This window comes from Actinophytocola xinjiangensis (assembly GCF_001921215.1).
GTDB classification, from domain to species: Bacteria; Actinomycetota; Actinomycetes; order Mycobacteriales; family Pseudonocardiaceae; genus Actinophytocola; species Actinophytocola xinjiangensis.
In genome coordinates this window covers 49,181-69,203 of record NZ_MSIF01000035.1, presented here as the reverse complement: position 1 = coordinate 69,203, position 20,023 = coordinate 49,181, and the positions used below count along the sequence as shown (strand labels likewise).

At 72.2% G+C, this 20,023-nt stretch carries 17 protein-coding genes; 10 read left to right on the top strand and 7 right to left on the bottom strand.

Features of this window, described 5'->3' with window-relative positions; translation table 11 throughout:
- Both BLA60_RS38525 and BLA60_RS38520 read right to left on the bottom strand, forming a co-directional pair.
- A partial coding sequence (locus BLA60_RS38525) for an ATP-grasp domain-containing protein (protein WP_211288996.1) occupies positions 1-327 on the bottom strand: 327 nt, incomplete at its 3' end.
- A 147-nt stretch (positions 328-474) separates the two neighbouring features.
- Complete coding sequence (locus BLA60_RS38520; protein WP_075138031.1) at positions 475-2,199, bottom strand: hypothetical protein; 1,725 nt, start codon at positions 2,197-2,199, stop codon at positions 475-477.
- Positions 2,200-3,697: 1,498 nt separating this feature from the next.
- Between BLA60_RS38520 and BLA60_RS38515 the strand changes: the two genes are divergently transcribed.
- Positions 3,698-4,465 carry a M23 family metallopeptidase gene (locus BLA60_RS38515; RefSeq protein WP_084736006.1) on the top strand — a complete coding sequence of 256 codons (768 nt, stop codon included), beginning with the start codon at positions 3,698-3,700 and terminating at the stop codon, positions 4,463-4,465.
- On the opposite strand, the gene BLA60_RS38510 is transcribed toward BLA60_RS38515, so the two are convergent.
- Together BLA60_RS38510 and pcrA are read right to left on the bottom strand one after the other, a co-directional pair.
- Positions 4,440-4,706 carry a hypothetical protein gene (locus tag BLA60_RS38510; RefSeq protein ID WP_075138030.1) on the bottom strand — a complete coding sequence of 89 codons (267 nt, stop codon included), beginning with the start codon at positions 4,704-4,706 and terminating at the stop codon, positions 4,440-4,442. The two genes, BLA60_RS38515 and BLA60_RS38510, sit on opposite strands and share 26 nt — an antisense overlap.
- Positions 4,707-4,786: 80 nt before the next feature.
- Entirely contained in the window at positions 4,787-7,186 is a 2,400-nt protein-coding gene (gene pcrA / locus BLA60_RS38505) for a DNA helicase PcrA (RefSeq protein WP_075138029.1), read from the bottom strand.
- Positions 7,187-7,477: 291 nt separating this feature from the next.
- Here pcrA and BLA60_RS38500 point away from each other — a divergent pair, with 291 nt between their 5' ends.
- From BLA60_RS38500 to BLA60_RS38470, 7 genes are all read left to right on the top strand, one after another.
- Positions 7,478-7,792, top strand: coding sequence for a chorismate mutase (locus tag BLA60_RS38500; protein WP_075138028.1), 315 nt, complete (start codon positions 7,478-7,480; stop codon positions 7,790-7,792).
- A 62-nt stretch (positions 7,793-7,854) separates the two neighbouring features.
- Positions 7,855-8,160, top strand: coding sequence for a hypothetical protein (locus tag BLA60_RS38495; RefSeq protein ID WP_075138027.1), 306 nt, complete (start codon positions 7,855-7,857; stop codon positions 8,158-8,160).
- A gap of 94 nt (positions 8,161-8,254) precedes the next feature.
- Positions 8,255-8,983 carry a PIG-L deacetylase family protein gene (locus tag BLA60_RS38490; protein WP_075138026.1) on the top strand — a complete coding sequence of 243 codons (729 nt, stop codon included), beginning with the start codon at positions 8,255-8,257 and terminating at the stop codon, positions 8,981-8,983.
- Between the two features lie 293 nt (positions 8,984-9,276).
- Entirely contained in the window at positions 9,277-10,347 is a 1,071-nt protein-coding gene (locus BLA60_RS38485) for a hypothetical protein (protein ID WP_075138025.1), read from the top strand.
- 131 nt (positions 10,348-10,478) lie between these two features.
- Positions 10,479-11,360, top strand: a complete 882-nt coding sequence (locus BLA60_RS38480; protein ID WP_075138024.1) for a hypothetical protein — start codon at positions 10,479-10,481, stop codon at positions 11,358-11,360.
- A gap of 229 nt (positions 11,361-11,589) precedes the next feature.
- Entirely contained in the window at positions 11,590-12,969 is a 1,380-nt protein-coding gene (locus BLA60_RS38475) for a serine/threonine-protein kinase (RefSeq protein WP_075138023.1), read from the top strand.
- Positions 12,970-13,008: 39 nt separating this feature from the next.
- On the top strand, positions 13,009-14,628 hold the full coding sequence (locus BLA60_RS38470; protein ID WP_075138022.1) for a serine/threonine-protein kinase: 1,620 nt from the start codon (positions 13,009-13,011) through the stop codon (positions 14,626-14,628).
- A 28-nt stretch (positions 14,629-14,656) separates the two neighbouring features.
- Here BLA60_RS38470 and BLA60_RS38465 read toward each other — a convergent pair whose 3' ends face one another.
- Positions 14,657-15,307 carry a response regulator gene (locus tag BLA60_RS38465; RefSeq protein ID WP_075138021.1) on the bottom strand — a complete coding sequence of 217 codons (651 nt, stop codon included), beginning with the start codon at positions 15,305-15,307 and terminating at the stop codon, positions 14,657-14,659.
- 28 nt (positions 15,308-15,335) lie between these two features.
- Positions 15,336-16,628 carry a PspC domain-containing protein gene (locus tag BLA60_RS38460; protein WP_425427130.1) on the bottom strand — a complete coding sequence of 431 codons (1,293 nt, stop codon included), beginning with the start codon at positions 16,626-16,628 and terminating at the stop codon, positions 15,336-15,338.
- 134 nt (positions 16,629-16,762) lie between these two features.
- On the opposite strand from BLA60_RS38460, the gene BLA60_RS38455 reads away from it, so the two are divergent.
- Positions 16,763-18,139: a PspC domain-containing protein gene (locus tag BLA60_RS38455; protein ID WP_162293077.1), complete on the top strand. Its 1,377-nt coding sequence runs from the start codon at positions 16,763-16,765 to the stop codon at positions 18,137-18,139.
- Positions 18,123-18,353 (top strand): DUF3995 domain-containing protein, encoded by a 231-nt coding sequence (locus tag BLA60_RS38450; protein WP_075138019.1) that lies wholly within the window; start codon positions 18,123-18,125, stop codon positions 18,351-18,353. The genes BLA60_RS38455 and BLA60_RS38450 overlap by 17 nt, the downstream gene beginning before the upstream one ends.
- A gap of 60 nt (positions 18,354-18,413) precedes the next feature.
- On the opposite strand, the gene guaA is transcribed toward BLA60_RS38450, so the two are convergent.
- Entirely contained in the window at positions 18,414-20,003 is a 1,590-nt protein-coding gene (gene guaA, locus BLA60_RS38445; RefSeq protein WP_075138018.1) for a glutamine-hydrolyzing GMP synthase, read from the bottom strand.
- Positions 20,004-20,023 lie beyond the last annotated feature (20 nt).

Here is a 20,023-nt window from a genome sequence, read left to right as displayed (position 1 = left end):
CGTACGATCCAGAAGGAACGAGAAGTAGTACTCCTCGGCAATATCCGACGCCGGGGTCACCAACACCCGACGGACGATGTGCCCCTTGATGTCCAGCCCGAGGATGCCCTCGGCCTTGACCTGCGCGTCGGCCGGGTCGTCGGCGAGCTTCACGCCCCCCGCCTTGCCACGGCCACCGGTCTTGACCTGGGCCTTGACCACCACGGTCTGACCGAGTTCCTCGGCGATCGTGCGGGCTTGGTCCGGCGTGTCGGCGACGGAGCCCGGCAGCACCGGAACCCCGTGGGCCCCAAAGAGGTCCTTCGCCTGGTACTCGTACAGATCCACTACGACGCTCTCCTGCTCTACGGCTCGACGACCCGGTTCAGCACGACTGCAGACCCTATCGACCAGCACCGGAGCCAGGGGCACGGCACCCGGTGAGGTCCATCACCGCCAGCACCACGACAGCCGACCCTCCGCCCGCGGAACGAATCAGCGAGAAGTGGGCCCAGGCCCAGCCGACGCGATCCCCGCCCCCACCAGCAAAGCCAGACAACAAGCCAACGACAGCCAGGTTCCCGACCCCACCCCGGCGTCCACCACCCGCGCACTCGTCAACGGGAACTCCAGCGCATGCACCCCGACGACTCCCGCCGCCCCCAGCAGCAGCGCCGCGGCCCGGGCCGGCCGTGACCTGACCGCCAGCACCCCGGCCCCGATCACCACGACCAGCGCCAGGACCAGTCCCCACGACGCCAGCCGGAACCCGCTCCAGATCCCCGGTGCGACCAACCCCGGCGCGGTGATCATCGGGAAGCCGAACGCCCCGATGCTGAACAGCATCCCCGCCGCGACCGGCGCGAGCACCGGCAGGTGCACGGCGCTCTCGGTGAGATCGACGTCGTCACGTTCGGCTCCGCCGGCGATGGCGGCGCTGAGGGCCGCGACGGCGGCGAGCGCGACGGCCAGGCACGTGAACCACACCCCGGGTCCGACACTGATCGTGTCGAGGGTGCTCGATCCGGTGAACGCGGCGTCCAGGGTCGCGGCCGCGACCAGCATGATCGCCGACAGTGACACCACGAACGCGGGCCGCACGGCCGCCGCCCACCGGTGGTACAGCAGCGCGGCTCCCAGCGCCCCGACCAGCGCGCCGGCCGGGATCAACTGGCGGTTGGCGTAGGTCACCGGGGCAGTCATGCCCTCGACGACGAGCTGCGGGGCGAACGCGCCGATCAGCGCGGCGATCCCGGCGAGGACCCCGAGGACACCGGTCACGAGGTGCACCCGGGCCGACTCGAGTGTCACGTCGGCCTCGGCGCGTTCGTGGTTCTCACCGATTCGGGGGATCACCACGGCGAGCAGCAGCAACGGCAGCAGCGCCAGGTAGGGCCCCGGCGCGGGCCGCAGGTGGTCGACGACCAGGCCGGCGACGATCGACGGCACGGTGACCGCCCCGGCGGCAACGGCCACCCCGGCGACGACCCCGACAGCGGTCGTCGGGCGGGTGGCGGAGGCGGCGAAGACACAGCCGCCGAGCACCGCCGCCGCGACGAGCAGCAGCCCGACGCGGTTGAGGGCCGGCGAGCCGATGAGGTCGTTGCCGAGCATGAACGCGTTGGCCGAGTGGAACGGCGGCATGAACAACCCGACGACCGACACGGTGCCCAGCGCCAGCGCCCACCCCAACGCCCGCCGCCGCGCCGCGACGGAGACGGCCGCGTCGGCGTCGACCTCGATGCCGTAGGCGGAGCTCCTCGCGGCCCCCGCCCGGCCGGCCGCGAGCACCCCCGCCACGACCGTGGCCAGGTGCCCGGCGACCAGCAGCCAGATCCCACCGCGGGTGTCGAACTCGGCGAGGCTGGTCGGCACGAAGAACTCGGGCCGCGAGGCCGCCAGCGGGTCCTGGAGCAGCAGCAGGTCGGCGACCGCCCGGCCCGGTGCGAGCAACGCGGCCCCGACCAGCACCGCCGCCCCGGTCAACGCGCGCCCGGCCAGCACCAGCGCGCCGGCCAGCACCGGCGCCGCCACCGCGAGCAGCACCAGCAGGGGGGTCGCCCCGTACCCGGGAGCCAACTCGCTGGGCGCCAACCCCACGACCGCCCCGGCACCGAGCAAACCGGCCCCGACGACCGAGGCACCCAGGGCACCGCGAAGCCGAACCGGCGCGTCGGCCCAGCCGAGACGAACAGGCCCCGGACGGGCACCGACCGGCACGTGCCGCGGTCCCTCGGGCTGGCCGTGCGGTGATCGTCTCCGCGAAGTCATCGCGGAGACGCTAGCAAGTTGCCAGGCCGCGCAGCGCGCCGCCCGATCACGGGCAACCACTTCGAGGCTGCGACGAGGTCACGACCAGGTCACACTCCGGCGGCATCGGGCTGGGCGCCTGTGGCCACGCCGGGTTTGGCTGTTTCTTTTGCCGGGCCGTGGGGTGTTCCGATGGGGCATCTTCGGCGCTTGATGGTCGGTGGTGCTTCGTGGCCGGGGTTGCGGGCGCTTCGGCGTGACAGGGCCGTGGGTGCTTCGGGTTGTGGGTGCTTCGGTGCTGGGTTGTTGTCGGTGATTTCTCGGGTCTGGAGGTTTGTGGGTTCGGTTGGGGTGTTTGCGGGGTGGGGGTGGTGGGTGTTGCGCGGGGTGGGGTTGGGGTCGCCGGCGGATTGTCCGGGCGGCCACTCACGCCTCAAGAGGCCCTGAACTGGGGTGGGGTCTGGGTTCGTGTTCACCTGTGGGCCTCTTGACCCGTGAGCCTCCGCCGCCCTGACGCAGGGCTCAGGGGCAGGGCTGGCGCCCTGCCCCACCGTGCCGCCGACAACCCCAAAGCCCTCAACGGTCCCAGCACGCCAGGTCATGGCCGCTCCGACAAACCGGCCGCCCTGCCGCGATCAACGGTCCCAGCACACCAGGCCACCGTCGCTCCGACAGACGCCTGCCTTGCCGTGACCAACGGTCGCGGTTCGCCAGACCCCAGCCGCGCCGACAACTGGCCGGGGTCGTACCCGCAACGGCTGCCCCTGCCGTGATCGGCGGTTGTGAGTCGCGAGGCCGTGGCCGCGCCCACCTTTCCTCTGTTGGACGTGGCCTGTCGCCACCACCGCCCGGCCGTGATCAACGGCACCGGTTCGCGACGTCGGCGCCGCGACGGCGGCGGGCTGGGCGGACCCCATTCTGCGCATGGCTGTCACGGCCGCCAGGCCCGGTGGCGGCGGGCGCTGTCGCGGGGCTGCGCGGTTGCTTCCGGGAGTGAGACATGGATCTTCGGTGCGTGACGGAGGGGGCGGCCGGAACGGGGTCGAGGAGCGGTGAACAGCGGCCGTTTCGTGGTGTTGGGGGAGACGTAACCCAGGCTTGGGTTGCTTGGAAAGTTCGTAACGTGGATCACACCGGGGGATGAGGGGGTGGGTAACTTTGGGTTATTCCCGCTGCATAGGCGGTCTGTCAGGGGCCACCCGGTTGGCCGAGTTGGACCGGAGCGGTTGCCCTCGACGCTTTCCCTTCGTTACTGTCCCCCGGTCCGTTGTCACGGTCCGGTCACGAATTGGACAGGGTCGGTACCCGAATGCCGACCAGCCGGGATCCCCCGCCCGGTGTCCACGGCCAGCTCGGTCCCCGCCGAGTTGGGTGTTCGCGTCCGGGCTCCCCGAAGGCGGAAGGGCAGGAATTGTCTCGACATCGCTCCCCCGGCGATACCAGGGAGTGCGCGGCGCTCGATCAGGCCATGGCCGACCGCGTCCCGACCAACCGGGTTCGCGGCACCCACCGCGTCTCACCTCCCTCGTCGGCACTCCGGGGTCGCGTGGTCGTCGCGGCGGTCGCGCTCGGCGCGTTCGCCGCCGCCACCGCTGGACAGACGCTCACCGGTGGCAACGACCAGGGCGAGTCGCCCGAGGTGACGCCGCTGGCTGGCACGACGGACGCCTCGGCCGCCATCGGCGTCGGTGGCGGGAAGACGAACTCGATCTCCTCCGCCGCGCCCGAACTGCTCACCGTCGCCAAGACCACCGCCGCGCCGCTCGAGGCGCAGAAGATCGCCGCCACCGACCAGATCGTGCAGGCACGCGCCGCCCGGCTGGCCGCCATCGAGGCGGAGAAGAAGCGGCCCAAGTTCGTCCGGCCCGCCGAAGGGCGGCTGACCTCGGGCTACGGCGCCCGCTGGGGCACCACCCACTACGGCCTGGACATCGCCAACCGCATGGGCACGCCGCTGGTCTCGGCGGCCGACGGGGTCGTCATCGAGGCCGGCCCGGCCAGCGGTTTCGGACTCTGGGTCCGCATCGAGCACGCCGACGGCACGGTCACCGTCTACGGCCACATGGACACCATCACCGTCAACGAGGGTGAGACCGTCCAGGCCGGCGACCAGATCGCCACCATGGGCAGCCGCGGCTACTCCACCGGCCCGCACCTGCACTTCGAGGTGTGGGACGCCGACGGCCTCAAGCTCAACCCCCTGCCGTGGCTCAACGAGCACGGCGTCTACTACTGACCCGCCGCACGAAGTAGGCACCGGCGACCCGCCACGCCGCGCACAGCCGGCGGCTCGGACACCCCGCGACGCAGCGGCCGTCGACCTGACGGTGCAGTTCGAGCAGCGCCCGCCAGGCGGCCACCAGACGGCGCGTCTCGACGCCGAGCGCGCCCTCCGGCCGCGCGCCAGCCAGTCGGTCGACCGACTCCAGGTAACGGCCGACGCCCTCGGCGAGGAGTCGGTACAGCCTCTCGTCCACATCCAACGGCCCCCTTGATCAACGGTGCGAGATCATTTTCGCACAGGTGTTCGAAGGGGGCCAGTCGAACGGGCGAAGTTCTAGAGTTTCACCAGGGGAACGCTGCCGATCAGCATGAGGCGAATCGTGCCGGCGGTGCCGAAGTCGATCGTGGCGGTCGCCCGTGGCCCGGCGCCGTCGGTGCCCACCACCGTGCCCAGGCCGTACTTGTCGTGGTTCACCCGGTCACCGACCGCCAGCGACAGCGCTGGCATGTCCTTCCAGCCCCGTGCCGGGCCGAACCCGCCCTGGGAACCGCCACCCCGGGCCCGGACCGCCTCCGAGCGCCGTGAGCCCCACGTCGGCGCACTGGGGGCCGAACGCTCCGGCTGCACCCGCCGCCACTCGATCAGCTCCGCCGGGATCTCGTCGAGGAACCGCGACGGCGGGTTGGTCATCGGCTGACCCCACGCCGAACGCACGATCGCGCGCGACAGGTACAGCCGCCGCTGCGCGCGGGTGATCCCCACGTAGGCCAGCCGGCGCTCCTCGGCCAGCTCGACCGGGTCGCCCAGCGCCCGCATGTGCGGGAACACGCCGTCCTCCCAGCCGGTGCAGAACACCACCGGGTACTCCAGGCCCTTGGCGGTGTGCAACGTCATCAGCGTGACCACCCCGGAGCCGGCCGACTCGCCGTCCTCGTCGCCGTCGGGGATCTGGTCGGCGTCGGCCACCAGCGACACCCGCTCCAGGAACGCGGCCAGCGACCCGGCCTCGACCGGCGGCGGCTCCTGCTCCGGGGCCTCGACGACCTCCTCCACGCCGTCCATGGCGTGGGCGAACTCCCTGGCCACGGTCACCAGCTCGGTCAGGTTCTCCACCCGGGTGGCGTCCTGCGGGTCGTCGCTGGCCTCCAGCTCGGCGCGGTAGCCGGTGCGCTCCAGCACCGCCTCCAGCACCTCGGCCACCTCGTAGCCCTCCTCGACCATCTCCCGCAGACCGTCGACCAGCTCCACGAACCCGGCGATCGCGTTGCGGGAGCGCGGGTTGAGCAGCGCGACCCGGCCGTCGACCGCGTCCCGCAGGGCGGCCCAGAACGAGATCCGCTCCTTGTCGGCGTGGGTCGACACGCAGGCCTCGGCGCGGTCACCGATGCCGCGCTTGGGCACGTTGATGATCCGCCGCAGGCTGACCGCGTCCTCCGGGTTGGCGAGAACCCGCAGGTAGGCAAGGGCGTCGCGGACCTCGCGGCGCTCGTAGAACCGGACGCCGCCGACCACCCGGTAGGGCAGGCCGAGCCGGACGAAGATCTCCTCGAACACCCGGGACTGGTTGTTCGTGCGGTAGAAGACCGCGACGTCGCCGTAGTGCGGGGTCTCCTCGTCGTCCGAGCCACCGGAGTCCATCAGCCGGTCGATCTCGCCGGCCACGAACGCGGCCTCGTCGTGGTCGTTGTCGCCGACGTAGCCGACGATCTTCTCGCCGTCGCCCAGGGCCGTCCACAGGCGCTTGTCGCGCCGGTTGGGGTTGCGGGAGATGACCGCGTTGGCCGCCGACAGGATCGTCTGGGTCGAGCGGTAGTTCTGCTCCAGCAGGATCGTGGTGGCCTGCGGGTAGTCCCGCTCGAACTCCACGATGTTGCGGATGGTCGCGCCGCGGAAGGCGTAGATCGACTGGTCGGCGTCGCCGACCACGCACAGCTCACCCGGCTCGACACCGGTGTCCCCGGTGCCGACCAGCTCGCGGACCAGCGTGTACTGGGCGTGGTTGGTGTCCTGGTACTCGTCGACCAGCACGTGCCGGAAGCGACGGCGGTAGTACTCGGCGACGTCGGGGTGGCGTTGCAGCAGCTCGACCGTGCGCATGATCAGGTCGTCGAAGTCGAACGCGTTGGCCTGTTCGAGTCGCCGCTGGTACTCGACGTAGACCTCGGCGGCGCGGCGCTCGAAGTCGTTGGCCGCGGCCTCCTTGGCGTCCTCGGGGACGATCAGCTCGTTCTTCAGGTTCGAGATGTGTCCGGCGAGGCCACGGGCGGTGTAGCGCTTCGGGTCGAGGTCCAGGTCGCGGGAGACCAGGGTGATCAGCCGGCGGGTGTCGTCGGCGTCGTAGACCGAGAAGCTCGACTTCATGCCCAGCGTGGTGGCCTCGCGGCGCAGCACCCGCACGCACATCGAGTGGAACGTGGACACCCACATCGCGTTGGCGCGGCGGCCGACCAGCTCGACCACCCGCTCGCGCATCTCGGCGGCGGCCTTGTTGGTGAACGTGATCGCCATGATCTGGCCGGGGTGCACGTCCCGCGCGGCCAGCAGGTAGGCGATGCGTCTGGTGAGCACCCTGGTCTTGCCCGAGCCGGCGCCGGCCACCACGAGCAGCGGCGTGCCGGCGTGCTGGACGGCGCGTCGCTGCTGGTCGTTGAGGCCCGCGAGCAGGTCGGCGACCCCCTTGCGAGGCCGGGGTGACGCTGGGGTCGGTGAGGGCAATTCGAACAGAGTGTCCATCGTGCGCCAACGTTACCGGCCCCCACCGACAGCGAACGCGCGGCAAGCCCGGCACGGCCCGACCGCGCCACCCGACCACGCCGCCCGACCACGCCGCCTGACCACACTGTGGACACCTGGTGGACAGGTCCGGGCGGCTGGGGCAGAATCGATCGAGTGCGAACCAGCCACGTCAACTTTTTTTACGGGAACCGGACTCCGGCTCCCGTCGTGGCGTAGCACGCTCAGACCACAACGAAGCCCCGGAGTCCTCGGACCCCGGGGCTTCATCGCGCTGGGGCGGCGAACTCCATGACACCGGACAAGGATGAGGACATGCCCCAGAACGCGGCAATGAGTGAACAGGCGAGCGACCAGCCGGCCGACACCGAGATCGGCAAGCTCCGCGAGGAGATCGACTGGCTCGACGCCGAGATCCTGCGCCTGGTGAAGCGGCGCGTGGAGGTGTCGCGCACGATCGGCGCGGCGCGGATGGCGGCCGGCGGGCCGAGGATCGTCTACAACCGCGAGATGGACGTGCTCGCCCGCTACCGCGAGCTCGGCGCGGAGGGCCGCAAGCTCGCGATGGCCCTGCTCAACCTGGGTCGCGGGCCGCTGGGCCGTTAGCACCAGGAAATCTCAGGGATGTCACCGATCCCGGAGCTCGCGGCGGCGGGCACACTGGAGTCATGCTGAACCTGATCGCCGTCATCATCGCCATCGCCGCGGTGGTGGCCACGCTGGCTCACGTCGGCTATCTCGCGCTGCTGAACTCGGCCGCGACCAAGCGGGCCGGCGGGACGCCGATCGCCCAGTACGTGCGGTCGCGCTGGCCGGTCGCGGGTGTCACGACGGCCGGGGCACTGCTGGGGTGGGCGCTGACCGCCGGTACCGGCTTCGCGGACGTGCTGGCGATCGTGCTCGCGGCGGGTTCGGGCGGCGTGGCGGCCAAGGCGCTCCAGTCGACGAAGGACCGCTACCGCTCGGGTCAGTAGCGCCTGACACCGTCGCCTCACCCGGTCGAGTGAGGCGACGGTCGCGCGCGCACCCGGGCGGGCGAACCGTGTGCGACCGCTTACTCTGACGCGGGTGAGCCCCGTTACGCCCATAGAAGCGCGCTCGGCGCTGGTGGTCACCGCGCATCCGGATGACGTCGACTTCGGCGCGGCCGCGACGGTGGCGGGGTGGACGGACGCGGGGGTCGAGGTCAGCTACTGCGTGGTCACCTCGGGCGAGGCCGGCGGGGAGGTCGGCCGGGACGCCGCCGCGCTGGCGGCGCGCCGGGAGGCCGAGCAGCGGGCGGCGGCCGAGGTGGTCGGGGTCCGGGACGTGCGGTTCCTGCGGTACCCGGACGGGGCCGTCGAGCCGTCGCTCGCGTTGCGTCGGGACATCACCCGGGTGATCCGCACGGTGCGCCCGGAACGGGTGATGACCTGGTCTCCCGAGATCAACTGGGCGTTTGTGGCGACCACCCATCCGGATCACCGGGCGGTCGGGACGGCCACGTTCGCCGCTGTCTATCCCGACGCGCGCAACCCGCACGTCTTCCCCGAGCTGCTGGCCGACGAGGGCCTGGAGCCGTGGACCGTGCGGGAGTTGTGGCTGGTCGACGGCCCGGTGGAGCGGCGCAACCACGCGGTCGACGTGACCGCGACGTTCGACCGCAAGCTCGCCGCGCTGCGCTCGCACGTCTCGCAGGTCGGTGACGGCGACGGACTCGATGTGGGGATCCGGACCTACCTGTCGGGGATCGCCACTCGTCACGGGCTGGCGAACGGATTGCTGGCCGAGGACTTCCAGGTGGTTGACACCAGCTGATCGGGTGACGAAGCCATCACCTGACATCACGATCAGGCGGGAGCGAGGTCTCAACAGCCATGAGTAGCGGGGGATGGCCCGCAGGGTCACGTCATGGCAGGCACCGGCGTCGGTCGGTGGACGCGGCATGGACAGCCACAGGGACACCGGCGGGGACAGCGGCATGGACACCGGCCGTTCGCCCGGACGGGGCGAGCCAGGGGCCGACCCACGCCCGGCCGGGGGACGTCCCGCTCCCCTTACTGCCCCCGTCCGCGCACCGGGACCAGCCGGTCACGCGCGAGGACGGCGACGTGCTGGACGATCCGCTGCTCGGACCGTGGCGCGACCAGCTCGCCGGTGTGGACGACCCGTGGCCGACCGGGCCGGCGGAGCTCGCCGATGACCCGCTCGACCTGCCGCCGCCCGCGCCGCCGTCGGTGGTGGCCGCGCTGTGCGCCGACCCGGCGCCGCGTCGGACGCGGCGGCACCGGCGCGCCCGGGGCAGCGCCAGGAACGACGACCCCGCGGCGGACACGATTCCGTTGGCGCTGGTTCCGTTCCCGCGCGACGCCGAACCAGTGGTCGGACCGCTGACGACCCCGCCGAGCGGCCTGCGCAAGTTCGACCTCGGCACCGTGCCGGCGTCGGTGACCCCGCCGAGGACCTGGCGGACGGCCGCCTGGTTCGCCGTCGGGACGTCGGTGGCGGTGGTCTGCGGGCTGACGCTGTCGGCCGTGTGGCTGGTCGGGCCGCAGTGGCCCGGCCAGACGATCGACGCGCTGCCCGCCTATCCCACCAGCCCGCTGGAGATCGAGCGGCTGCCGGCGGAGGAGACCTCCGCCGCGCCGGCGCCCAGTTCCTCGCGGAGCCCGGTGTCCTCGCCGCGCCCGGAGGCCGGCAAGGCGCCCGCACCGCGCGAGTCCACCGTCCGGCGCACGGCCACGGCCGGGGACACCACCGACACCCCCACCACGACCAGCACCGACGCACCGGAGGAGGCAGGGGAGCCGGCGGCGGTGATGGCCGCGGCGGTCCCGCCCCGGCGGACCACGGTCGGGCCCGAGCCGGTGACGCCGACCGCGCCGCAGATCATGGGCGACCGCACCGAGCAGTACTTCGCGCTGGTCACCAGCGACCCGGAGGCGGCCTACGCGCTGTGCACCGGGAGCATGGCCAAGGGCGGTCCGGAGGCCATCGAGGCGCGCTACGCGGGCGTGGACCGGATCGAGGTCGTGGACATCGTCATCGACCGGGGCCGTGCGGTGACGACCAGCACGCTGCGGCTGCACCACGCCGACGGTCAGGTCACGACCGAGCGACACCGTTTGACGTTCACCTGGGGTGGTGATCCGATGATCAGCGACGAGATCGTCACTGACTGATAGGCCGAACGAGTGACATCCCCGGTCAGTGATCAGCCCGATCGGGTGATCCACTTCAATTAGCTAGCGTTCCCCCGCCCCACGGGAGTACCCCTTGGGGACCTAACGCTACGCACGGAGGCCGTCACAAAGTGGATCGTCTGACGACCGGGCGACGGCATGTCCGCGCCGGGTCGGTTCACGTCACCGAACTGATCAACAGACAGGCGCTCCGCCCCGGCGCGCCGGCACCGCTCGCCGCGCCACCCACCCGGACCCCCGACCACGCCCGCCCCAGGCCCACCCGTCCCCGACCGGCGGCCGCCGAACCGACCGAACCCCTCGAACGGGTGATGGTCGTCGAACCGGGGTCCCACCGGCGGCCACCCTCGCGCGGCGCCCAGCTCGCCAAGCTGACCAGCCTCGGCGCCGCCACCCTGGTGCTCTGCGCCGCGATCGCCACCGGCGCCGCCATCAGCCACCAGCGCTCCGGCGAGACCGCCGCCGACCGCCCCGCCCTGCGCATCACCGGCGACCAGGCCATGCTGCCCGACCAGCTCGAACGCAGCCTGCCGACCTCCGGCGCGGCCCGACCGCCGGCCCCCGCCGCGACGCCGGCCCCCGAGCCAGTCGAGACGACCACCCCGTCCCCCACCGCCAGCGCGCCGGTGCCACCGGCCGCGACGGTCACCGCCGAGGCGCCCCGTGCCGTCGCGCCGCCGGTGGCCGCCCCGATGTCGGACGTCGCGCTGGTCAGGAAGTTCTACGAGCTGCTGCCCGCCAACCCGGACAGCGCCTTCGACCTGCTCGCCCCCGATCTGCTCAGCAGCACCCTCGGTGAGTTCCTCGACTCCTGGTCGACCGTCCGCCGGATCGACGTCCTGGAGGTGCGCGAGCACGCGGAGGGCGTCATCGCCGTGGTCCGGCTGGCGCTCGCCGACGGCGGCGCCATGCGGGTCGAACAGTTGCTCACCGTGGCCGACTCGCCGAGGTGGATCACCGGCGCCCAACTGCTGTCGGCCCAGCGCAACTGATCGAGTAACGTTTACAGACACCGTGCACGGTGTGGTCCGCATTCGTGTGCACAGAGTGAACGCCTAGCCTGGTGCGGGTCGGCGTACGTGGACCCGCCGTTCGGACTGGCGATCATTGGAAACGCCCGCGCCAGCCCGGGAGGTGTTCTGTGCCCTGCGGTCCAGTATTCCCGCACTCTCGGAGCCGGCATGACAACCGAACGCCTGCAGGCAGGGAGGACTCGTCGCGATGACCGATGAGGGTCGCCTGGTAGCCGGGCGCTACCGCCTCGTCCACCGCATCGGTACGGGTGCGATGGGCGTTGTGTGGCAGGCGCACGACGAGCGGTTGAACCGAACGGTCGCTGTCAAGAGACTCCTGCTCCAGCCCGGCCTCCCGCCCGACGAGGCGGCCGAGGCGGTCGCGCGGTGCATGCGCGAGGGCCGGATCGCCGCCAAGCTCCAGCACCCGAACGCCATCGCGGTGTTCGACGTGGTGGACGAGGACGGCGTGCCGTGCCTGGTGATGGAGTACCTGCCGTCCAAGAGCCTGGCCATGGTGATGGCCGAGCGGGGCCCGCTCTCGCCGCGTGAGGTGGCCTGGATCGGCGCCCAGTCGGCGGCCGCGCTGGCCGCCGCGCACGCGGCCGGCATCGTCCACCGCGACGTCAAGCCGGGCAACATCCTGATCGCCGACGACGGCACGGTGAAGATCACCGACTTCGGGATCTCCCGGGCCACCGACGACGTCACGGTCACCAAGACCGGCATGATCGCCGGCACCCCCGCCTACCTCGCGCCGGAGTCGGCCGTCGGCCAGGAGCCATCGCCCGCCTCGGACGTGTTCTCCCTCGGCTCGACGCTCTACGCCGCGATCGAGGGCGAGCCGCCGTTCGGCCTGACCGACAACACCCTGCAACTGCTGCACGCGGTGGCCGCCGGGCGGATCAACCCGCCGCAGCGCTCCGGCCCGATGACCGGCGTGCTGAACTGGCTGCTGGCCGCCGAGCCGGAGCAGCGGCCGGCGACCGCGCGGGCCAGGGACCTGCTCTCGGCCGTGGCCGCCGGAGAGACCCCGTCGCTGCCCAGGGCGTTCCCGGCGACCGACTCGGCGACCCGCATGGTCATGCCCAACAGCGGCTACGGCGACCGGGACGAGTACGACTACCGGGACAACTACGACGACGGGTACGGCGGCACGACCCAGCTGGTCGGCGCCGGTGACCGCACCCGCTCGGTGCCCCGGCAACGGCCGACCGCGCCGCCGCCCACGGCCAAGTCACGCAAGCCGCTGGTGTTCGCCGGTGTGCTGCTGGTCGCCCTGGTCGCGACCGCCGCCGTGCTGCTGTCCGGCCGGGACGAGACGCCGCCGCCCAGCACCCCGGGCGGGACGACCACCACGTCGGTCGTGCCGACCACCACCTCGACCACCACCACGACCACGACGACACCGCCGCCGGTCGAGGAGGAGCCGGTCGAGGAGGAGCCGGAGCCGACCACCACGACCACGACGACCACCACCACGACGACCACGACGACGACCACCACCACGCCGCCGGAGGAACCGACGACCACGACGACGACCACGACGACGCCTCCGGACGAGCCCCCGGCGGGGGTGGTCCGGTGACCCGCGCGGACGTCGTCGAGGGCGTGCTGGGGGTTGTCGGTGACGGGTGAGGGCGATCTCGTAGCCGGGCGCTACCGGCTGGGCCGGCAGCTGGGCTCCGGGGCGATGGGCATCGTGTGGCAGGCGCACGACGAGCGGCTGCACCGCACGGTCGCGGTCAAGCAGATGCTGCTGCAGCCGGGGCTGTCGGAGGCACAGGCCGAGGAGTCGCGGCGAAGATGTATGCGTGAGGGCCGCATCGCCGCGCGGCTGGCTCACCCCAACGCCATCACGGTCTACGACGTCGCCGAACACGACGACGACCCGTGGCTGATCATGGAGTACCTGGCGTCCAAGAGCCTGGCCGCCGTGCTCACCGAACGCGGGACGCTGCCGCCGGCCGAGGCCGCCGGGATCGGGACGCAGGTCGCGTCCGCGCTGGTCGCGGCGCACGCGGCCGGCATCGTCCACCGGGACATCAAGCCGGCCAACGTGCTGCTCGCCGAGGACGGCACGGTCAAGATCACCGACTTCGGCATCTCCCGGGCCACCGGCGACGTCACCGTCACCGCCACCGGGATGCTCGCCGGCACCCCCGCCTACCTGGCGCCCGAGGTGGCCAAGGGCGAGAACCCGACGCCGGCCGCCGACGTGTTCAGCCTCGGCTCGACGCTGTACACGGCCGTCGAGGGGCACTCGCCGTTCGGCCTGAGCGAGAACACGCTGGCCCTGCTGTACGCGGTGGCCGCCGGCAAGATCACCCCGCCGAGACAGGCCGGGCCGCTGACCGCGCTGCTGATGCAGTTACTGCGGGTGGACCCGGAGGAACGGCCGTCGCTGATCACCGCGCGGGACGGCCTCGCCGCGGTCGCCGAGGGCCGGCCGGTGCCCGGACTGCCCGCCGCCCCCAGCGCCGCCGCGCTCGGGCCGACCGACCGGATCGCCGGGAACCGGTTGCCCCCGCCGGTCGCCACCCCACCCCAGCAGCAGTGGCCGCAGCCACCCAAGGACTCCACCCGCCTGGACGTCCACCCGTTCGCCGAGCCGGCGCCGAGCGGACCCGGCCCGATCGCGCACCGCGAGCCGATGCCCTCCGGCCCGCTCCCCCGTTCCCGCCCGCCGCGCCCGCCGGCCCAGCCGAACAAGGTCCGCTCGGTGGTGCTGACGCTGCTGGCGATCGTGGCCGCCGCGCTCGTCGGGATCCTCGTGGCCAGCCTGTTCACCTCCGAGGGCACCAACGGCGCCGGCGGCGCCGGCCCGACGACCACCCAGGAGCAGCCCCAGCCCCAGCCGTCGCCGGACACCGCCACCTCGGACGAGGAGACCACCACCGAGGACGACGAGGACGAGGGCGACGAGCCGACCGACGAGGACTACATCGAGGCCGTCAAGGACTACTACGCGCTGTTACCCGACGACCCGGAGGCCGCGTGGGAGCACCTGACCGAGCGGGCGCAGGGCATCTCCGACGGTTTCGAGGGCTACGCGAACTTCTGGGGCACGGTCAAGTCGGTGAAGGTCCGCGAGCCCTACGCGAACGGCAACCGGGTCGCCGCCACCCTGTTGTTCGACCGCAAGAAGGGCGGCAAGTCGACCGAGGCCTACTCGTTCGCCCTGATCGAGCAGGACGGCGAGCTGATGATCGACAACTTCGTGCGCACCGGCCGGGGCAGCGGCTGATCCACCGGCTGATCCACCGGCTGACGTCTCAGACCAGCCGCCGGTCCGACGCCCAGCGGGACAGCTCGTAGCGGTTGGACAGCTGGGTCTTGCGCAGCACGCTCGACACGTGCGTCTCCACGGTCTTCACCGAGATGAACAGCTCCGCGGCGATCTCCTTGTACGCGTAACCCCTGGCCAGCAGGCGCAGCACGTCGCGTTCGCGCGGGGTCAGCAGGTCGAGCTCCGGGTCGGAGATGGGGGCCGCACCCGGCCGGTCGGCGAACGCGTCCAGCACGAACCCGGCCAGCCTCGGTGAGAACACCGCGTCGCCCTCGGAGACCCGCACGACCGCCCGCACCAGCTCGTGGCTGGAGATCGTCTTGGTGACGTAGCCCCTGGCGCCGGCGCGGATCACCGCGATCACGTCCTCGGCGGCGTCGGACACCGACAGCGCCAGGAACACGACCTCCGGGTTCTCCGGCCGCGCCCGGCGCAGCACCTCGGCGCCACCGCCGTCGGGCATGTGCACGTCCAGCAGCACCACGTCCGGCTTGAGGTGCCCGATGCCGGCCACCGCCTCACCGACGGTGCCGGCCTCGCCGACCACCTCGATGTCGTCGGTGATCGAGTCCAGCTCGGCGCGGACCCCCGCCCGGAACAACCCGTGATCGTCAACAAGGAACACCCGGACGGCCATCACGCCTCCCTCTCTGTCCTGTCGGCGCTCACGCCGACCTGGCTCCGACGGTAGCGCGTGGCATGTGCAGCTGGACCTCGGTGCCCTCACCGGGCGCGGTCCGCAGGCGCAGTTCGCCGCCGTTGCGTTCCATCCTGCCCCGGATCGAGTCGGCCAGGCCATGGCGGTCGGTCGGCACGGCCGACGGGTCGAAGCCCGTGCCCCGGTCCCGGATGAAGATCGTCACCTGGTCGGACTCGACCTCGGCGTACACGCTGACCTCGGACACCCCGGCGTGCTTGGCGGCGTTGACCACGGCCTCGCGGGCGGCGAACACCAGGCCGGTGAGCTTCTCGTCCAGCTCGCAGTCGCCGACGACGACCTGCTGGACCTGGATGGCGAAGGTGTCCTCGACCTCGCCGCAGGCCTGCGCGACGGCCTCGGCGAACTTCATCGCGTCCGACGGGTCACCGCCCTTGCCGTAGCCCGACGGCCCGTACAGCCAGCCACGCAGCTGCCGTTCCTGGCCCCTGGCCAGGCGCAGCACCTCGCGCGGGGCCTCGGACTGCTTCTGGATCAGCGCGAGGGTCTGGAGCACCGAGTCGTGCAGGTGCGCGGCGATCTCGGCGCGCTCCTCGGAACGGATGCGTTCGCGGCGCTCCTCGCCCAGGTCGCGGACCAGGCGCAGCCAGAACGGCACGGTCAGCACGGCCACCCCGATCAGCGCGGCCAGCACCGACAGCAGCGCGAACTGCATCTGGTCGATGTTGACGTTGCGGACCAGGAACAGGGTGATCCCGGTGATCACCAGCGCGGCCCCGGACAGCACCCTGACCAGGGCGCTGCGTCCGCCGTCGCCGAGCAGCACCGACGAGACGCCGGCCCGGGTGCGTTTGCGGGTGGACTCGTCGGCCTCCCGCCAGACCAGCGCGATACCGACCAGGGTGACGCCGACACCGCCGGCCACCCAGCCGTTGAGCGTGCCGGACAGGGTCCCCAGGCCCAGCGCCAGGCCGAAGCCCAGGGCGAGCAGCCCGCGCGCCTGCTGGCGTTCCTTGCGGGTGACCTCCTTGACCTGCTCCTCGCGCTTGCTCTGCGGCACGAACATCCACAGCAGGCCGTAGGCGAGGACCCCGGCGCCGCCGAGCGCGGCCAGCAGGGCGAACGCCAGCCGCACCCACAGGACCTTGATGTCGAGGTGGTCGGCGATCCCCCCGGCGACCCCCGCCACGGCACGCCCGGACCGCCGCCGACGCATCTTCCGCACGTCGTCGACCGGTTCCGGGGCTTTCGCCGGCACGCGCTCGATGTCCGAGTTCACCACCACCTGCTGTACGACCACCGCTCCATGGTCACACGTCCAGGATGCCGGATCATCGGGGAAATACCCCGAACAGCGCGCCAACCCTGACTCCGGGTCAAACTCAGGGGTCGTCCCGGATGTGCCGAACGCGACCAGCGGGAATGCTCGTTACCGTGAGTGGGACAACGGGATCGAACCGCGGCGGCCTGGCCGACGTGGAGGAGCTTGCACAGGATTTCTGGGCGACGCGGCCGAGACGGCCGCGGCGTGGCCGCAAGATCGCCGGCGTGGCCGCCGGGATCGCCAACCGTTACGGCATCGACCCGACGCTGGTCAGGATCGGGTTCGTCGTGGCGGCCGTCTACGGGGGCGCCGGGCTGGTCGTGTACCTGATGGGCTGGCTGTTCCTGCCCGAGCAGGACGACGAGGTGTCGCCGTTCGAGTCGCTGATCGGGCGCGGGCGCAGCTCCACGTCGTCGATGTTCACGGTGCTGCTGTGCCTGTCGTTCATCCCGCTGTTCAGCTGGTTCTTCAACGGGTTCTACCCGGGTTTCCTCGGCCTGCTGATCTGCGCCGGGGCGCTGTACCTGCTGCACCGGGGACGCGGCCACCTGCGCCGCGACCAGGCCAGCGCGTCACCTCGGCCGGCGGCGGAGGCCCCGATGCCCCCGATGCCGCCGATGCCCCCCGTGCCGCCGACCATGCCGACCATGCCGATGTCGAGCCCGGTGCCGCCCCCTGTGTCGACACCGATGTCGACGCCGGCCGCCGGTGGGACGACCGTGCCGCTGCCGGAGGAGACCCCGGCCGCCGAGGAGCGCGTGGCGGAGCCCGAGCCGAGGAACACGCCGCCCTCGTGGGACCCGCTCGGTGCCGCGCCCTTCGCCTGGGACCTGCCAGACCCGAACCCGCCGCTGGACGAGCAGGAGCCGCCGCCACCGCCGGTGCGCCGGCGCAGGTCCCGCATCGGCCTGGTGACCGTGGGTGTCGCGCTGATCACGGTGGCCGGCATGTCGATCGCCGACAACAGCTGGCTCGACGCGCAGCACATCATCGGCGTGGCGATGGCCGTCCTGGGCCTTGGCCTGGTCGCCGGGTCGTTCGTGCGGGGCGGCCGGGGCCTGATCGGCCTGGCGGTGCCGCTGTCGGTGATCGGGATCGGCCTGACGGCGATCACGCCGGACGGCTGGCACGGCGTCGGGGACATCGACGCGCGGCCCACCGAGGTGGCGCACGTGACACCGGAGTACAACCGCTCGCTCGGCTCGGTCAAGCTCGACCTGACCGAACTGCCCGACACGGGCACCGTGGACACCCGGATCGACCTCGGTGTCGGGGACGTGAAGGTGGACCTGCCGCCGAACGCGGACGTGTGGCTGACCTGCCGGACCAACGTCGGCACGACCAACTGCCTTGACCACAAGCGCGACGGCATCGACAACGACGAGCTGTCCGAGATCGTCGACCACGGCGTCGACGGGCCGGGCGGACTCCAGGTGTACATGACCATCGACGTGGGCGTCGGAAGTCTGGATGTGGACCGTGGCTGAGCGCGACGACGACCGTACCGAGGCCCGGCGCTGGCCGGACCTGTTCACCCTGCTCGTCGGCCTGGCGACGCTGTTCGCCTCGGCCTACGTGCTCACCGACGGCCAGGTCTGGGTGCCCACGATGGACCCGAGGTGGGTGCTGGCCGGCGGCGCCGGCCTGGTCGGCCTGCTGATGCTGGCCTCCTCGCTGCGCGGCGGCCGCCGCAAACGCTGAGCGCGTCCCCGCCCCTCACACCACGAACGGGTGGTCTCCGACCGGAGGCCACCCGTTCGCTCATTCCCACTCGATGGTGCCCGGCGGCTTGGACGTCACGTCCAGCACGACCCGGTTGACCTCGGCGACCTCGTTGGTGATCCGGGTGGAGATCCGCTCCAGCACGTCGTAGGGCAGCCGGGTCCAGTCGGCGGTCATCGCGTCCTCGCTGGACACCGGGCGCAGCACCACCGGGTGGCCGTAGGTGCGGAAGTCGCCCTGCACGCCGACGCTGCGCACGTCGGCCAGCAGCACCACCGGGCACTGCCAGATGTCGTTGTCCAGGCCGGCGGAGGTCAGCTCCTCGCGGGCGATCGCGTCGGCCGCGCGCAGGGTCGCCAGCCGCTCGGCGGTGACCTCGCCGATGATCCGGATGCCCAGGCCCGGCCCGGGGAAGGGCTGGCGGGCCACGATCATCTCCGGCAGACCCAGCTCAAGGCCGACCCGGCGGACCTCGTCCTTGAACAGGTCACGCAGCGGCTCGACCAGCTCGAAGGCCAGGTCGTCCGGCAGTCCGCCGACGTTGTGGTGGCTCTTGATGTTGGCCGCGCCGGTGCCGCCGCCGGACTCGACGACGTCCGGGTAGAGCGTGCCCTGCACCAGGAACCGGTAGTCGCCCTCGGCCTTGAGGTCGCGCTCGGCCTGCTCGAAGACCCGGATGAACTCCCGGCCGATGATCTTGCGCTTCTGCTCGGGGTCGGTGACCCCGGCGAGCGCGTCGAGGAACCGGTCGGCCGCGTCGACGGTCACCAGGTTGACCCCGGTGGCGGCGACGAAGTCCCGCTCGACCTGCCCGCGCTCACCGGAGCGCAACAGCCCGTGGTCGACGAACACGCAGGTCAGCCGGTCACCGATGGCCCGCTGGACCAGCGCGGCGGCCACCGCGGAGTCGACCCCGCCGGACAGGGCGCAGATCGCCCGACCCTGCCCGATCTGGGCGGCGATCCTGGCGATCTGGTCGTCGACGATGGAGGCGATGGTCCACGACGGGCGCAGGCCGGCGACGTCGTGCAGGAACCGGCGCAGCACCTGCTGGCCGTGCGGGCTGTGCGCCACCTCCGGGTGGTACTGCACGCCCGCGAACCGCCGCGTCAGGTCCTCGAACGCCGCGACCGGCGCGCCGTCGGAGCCGGCGGTGACGGTGAACCCGGCCGGGGCCTTGGTGACGCTGTCGCCGTGGCTCATCCACACCGGGTGCCGGGGCGGCAGGTCGGCGTGCAGCACGCCGCCCCGCGCGGCCGGCTCGGTGGACAGCTCGGTGGACAGCTCGGTGGACAGCTCGGTGCGGCCGAACTCGCGGGAGCCGGTGTGCTCGACGGTGCCGCCCAGCGCCTTGGCCATGGCCTGGAAGCCGTAGCAGATGCCGAACACCGGCACGCCAGCGTCGAACAGCGCCGGGTCGACCTCGGGGGCGTCCTGGGCGTAGACGCTCGACGGGCCGCCGGAGAGCACGATCGCCGCCGGGTCGCGCGCCAGCAGCGACGCCACGTCCTCGGTGTGCGGTACGACCTCGGAGTAGACCTGCGCCTCGCGTACCCGCCGAGCGATGAGCTGGGCGTACTGCGCTCCGTAGTCGACGACGATGACCGGCCGGTGGAGATTCTGCGTCACCACGGAAGCATGTCACGGGC

Coding starts and splice junctions, on each gene's coding strand:
- BLA60_RS38515 (WP_084736006.1), top strand. CDS start 3,698: ATGGCCGACCGCGTCCCGACCAACCGGGTTCGCGGCACCCACCGCGTC.
- pcrA (WP_075138029.1), bottom strand. CDS start 7,186: ATGGACACTCTGTTCGAATTGCCCTCACCGACCCCAGCGTCACCCCGG.
- BLA60_RS38500 (WP_075138028.1), top strand. CDS start 7,478: ATGACACCGGACAAGGATGAGGACATGCCCCAGAACGCGGCAATGAGT.
- BLA60_RS38495 (WP_075138027.1), top strand. CDS start 7,855: ATGCTGAACCTGATCGCCGTCATCATCGCCATCGCCGCGGTGGTGGCC.
- BLA60_RS38475 (WP_075138023.1), top strand. CDS start 11,590: ATGACCGATGAGGGTCGCCTGGTAGCCGGGCGCTACCGCCTCGTCCAC.
- BLA60_RS38465 (WP_075138021.1), bottom strand. CDS start 15,307: ATGGCCGTCCGGGTGTTCCTTGTTGACGATCACGGGTTGTTCCGGGCG.
- BLA60_RS38450 (WP_075138019.1), top strand. CDS start 18,123: ATGTGGACCGTGGCTGAGCGCGACGACGACCGTACCGAGGCCCGGCGC.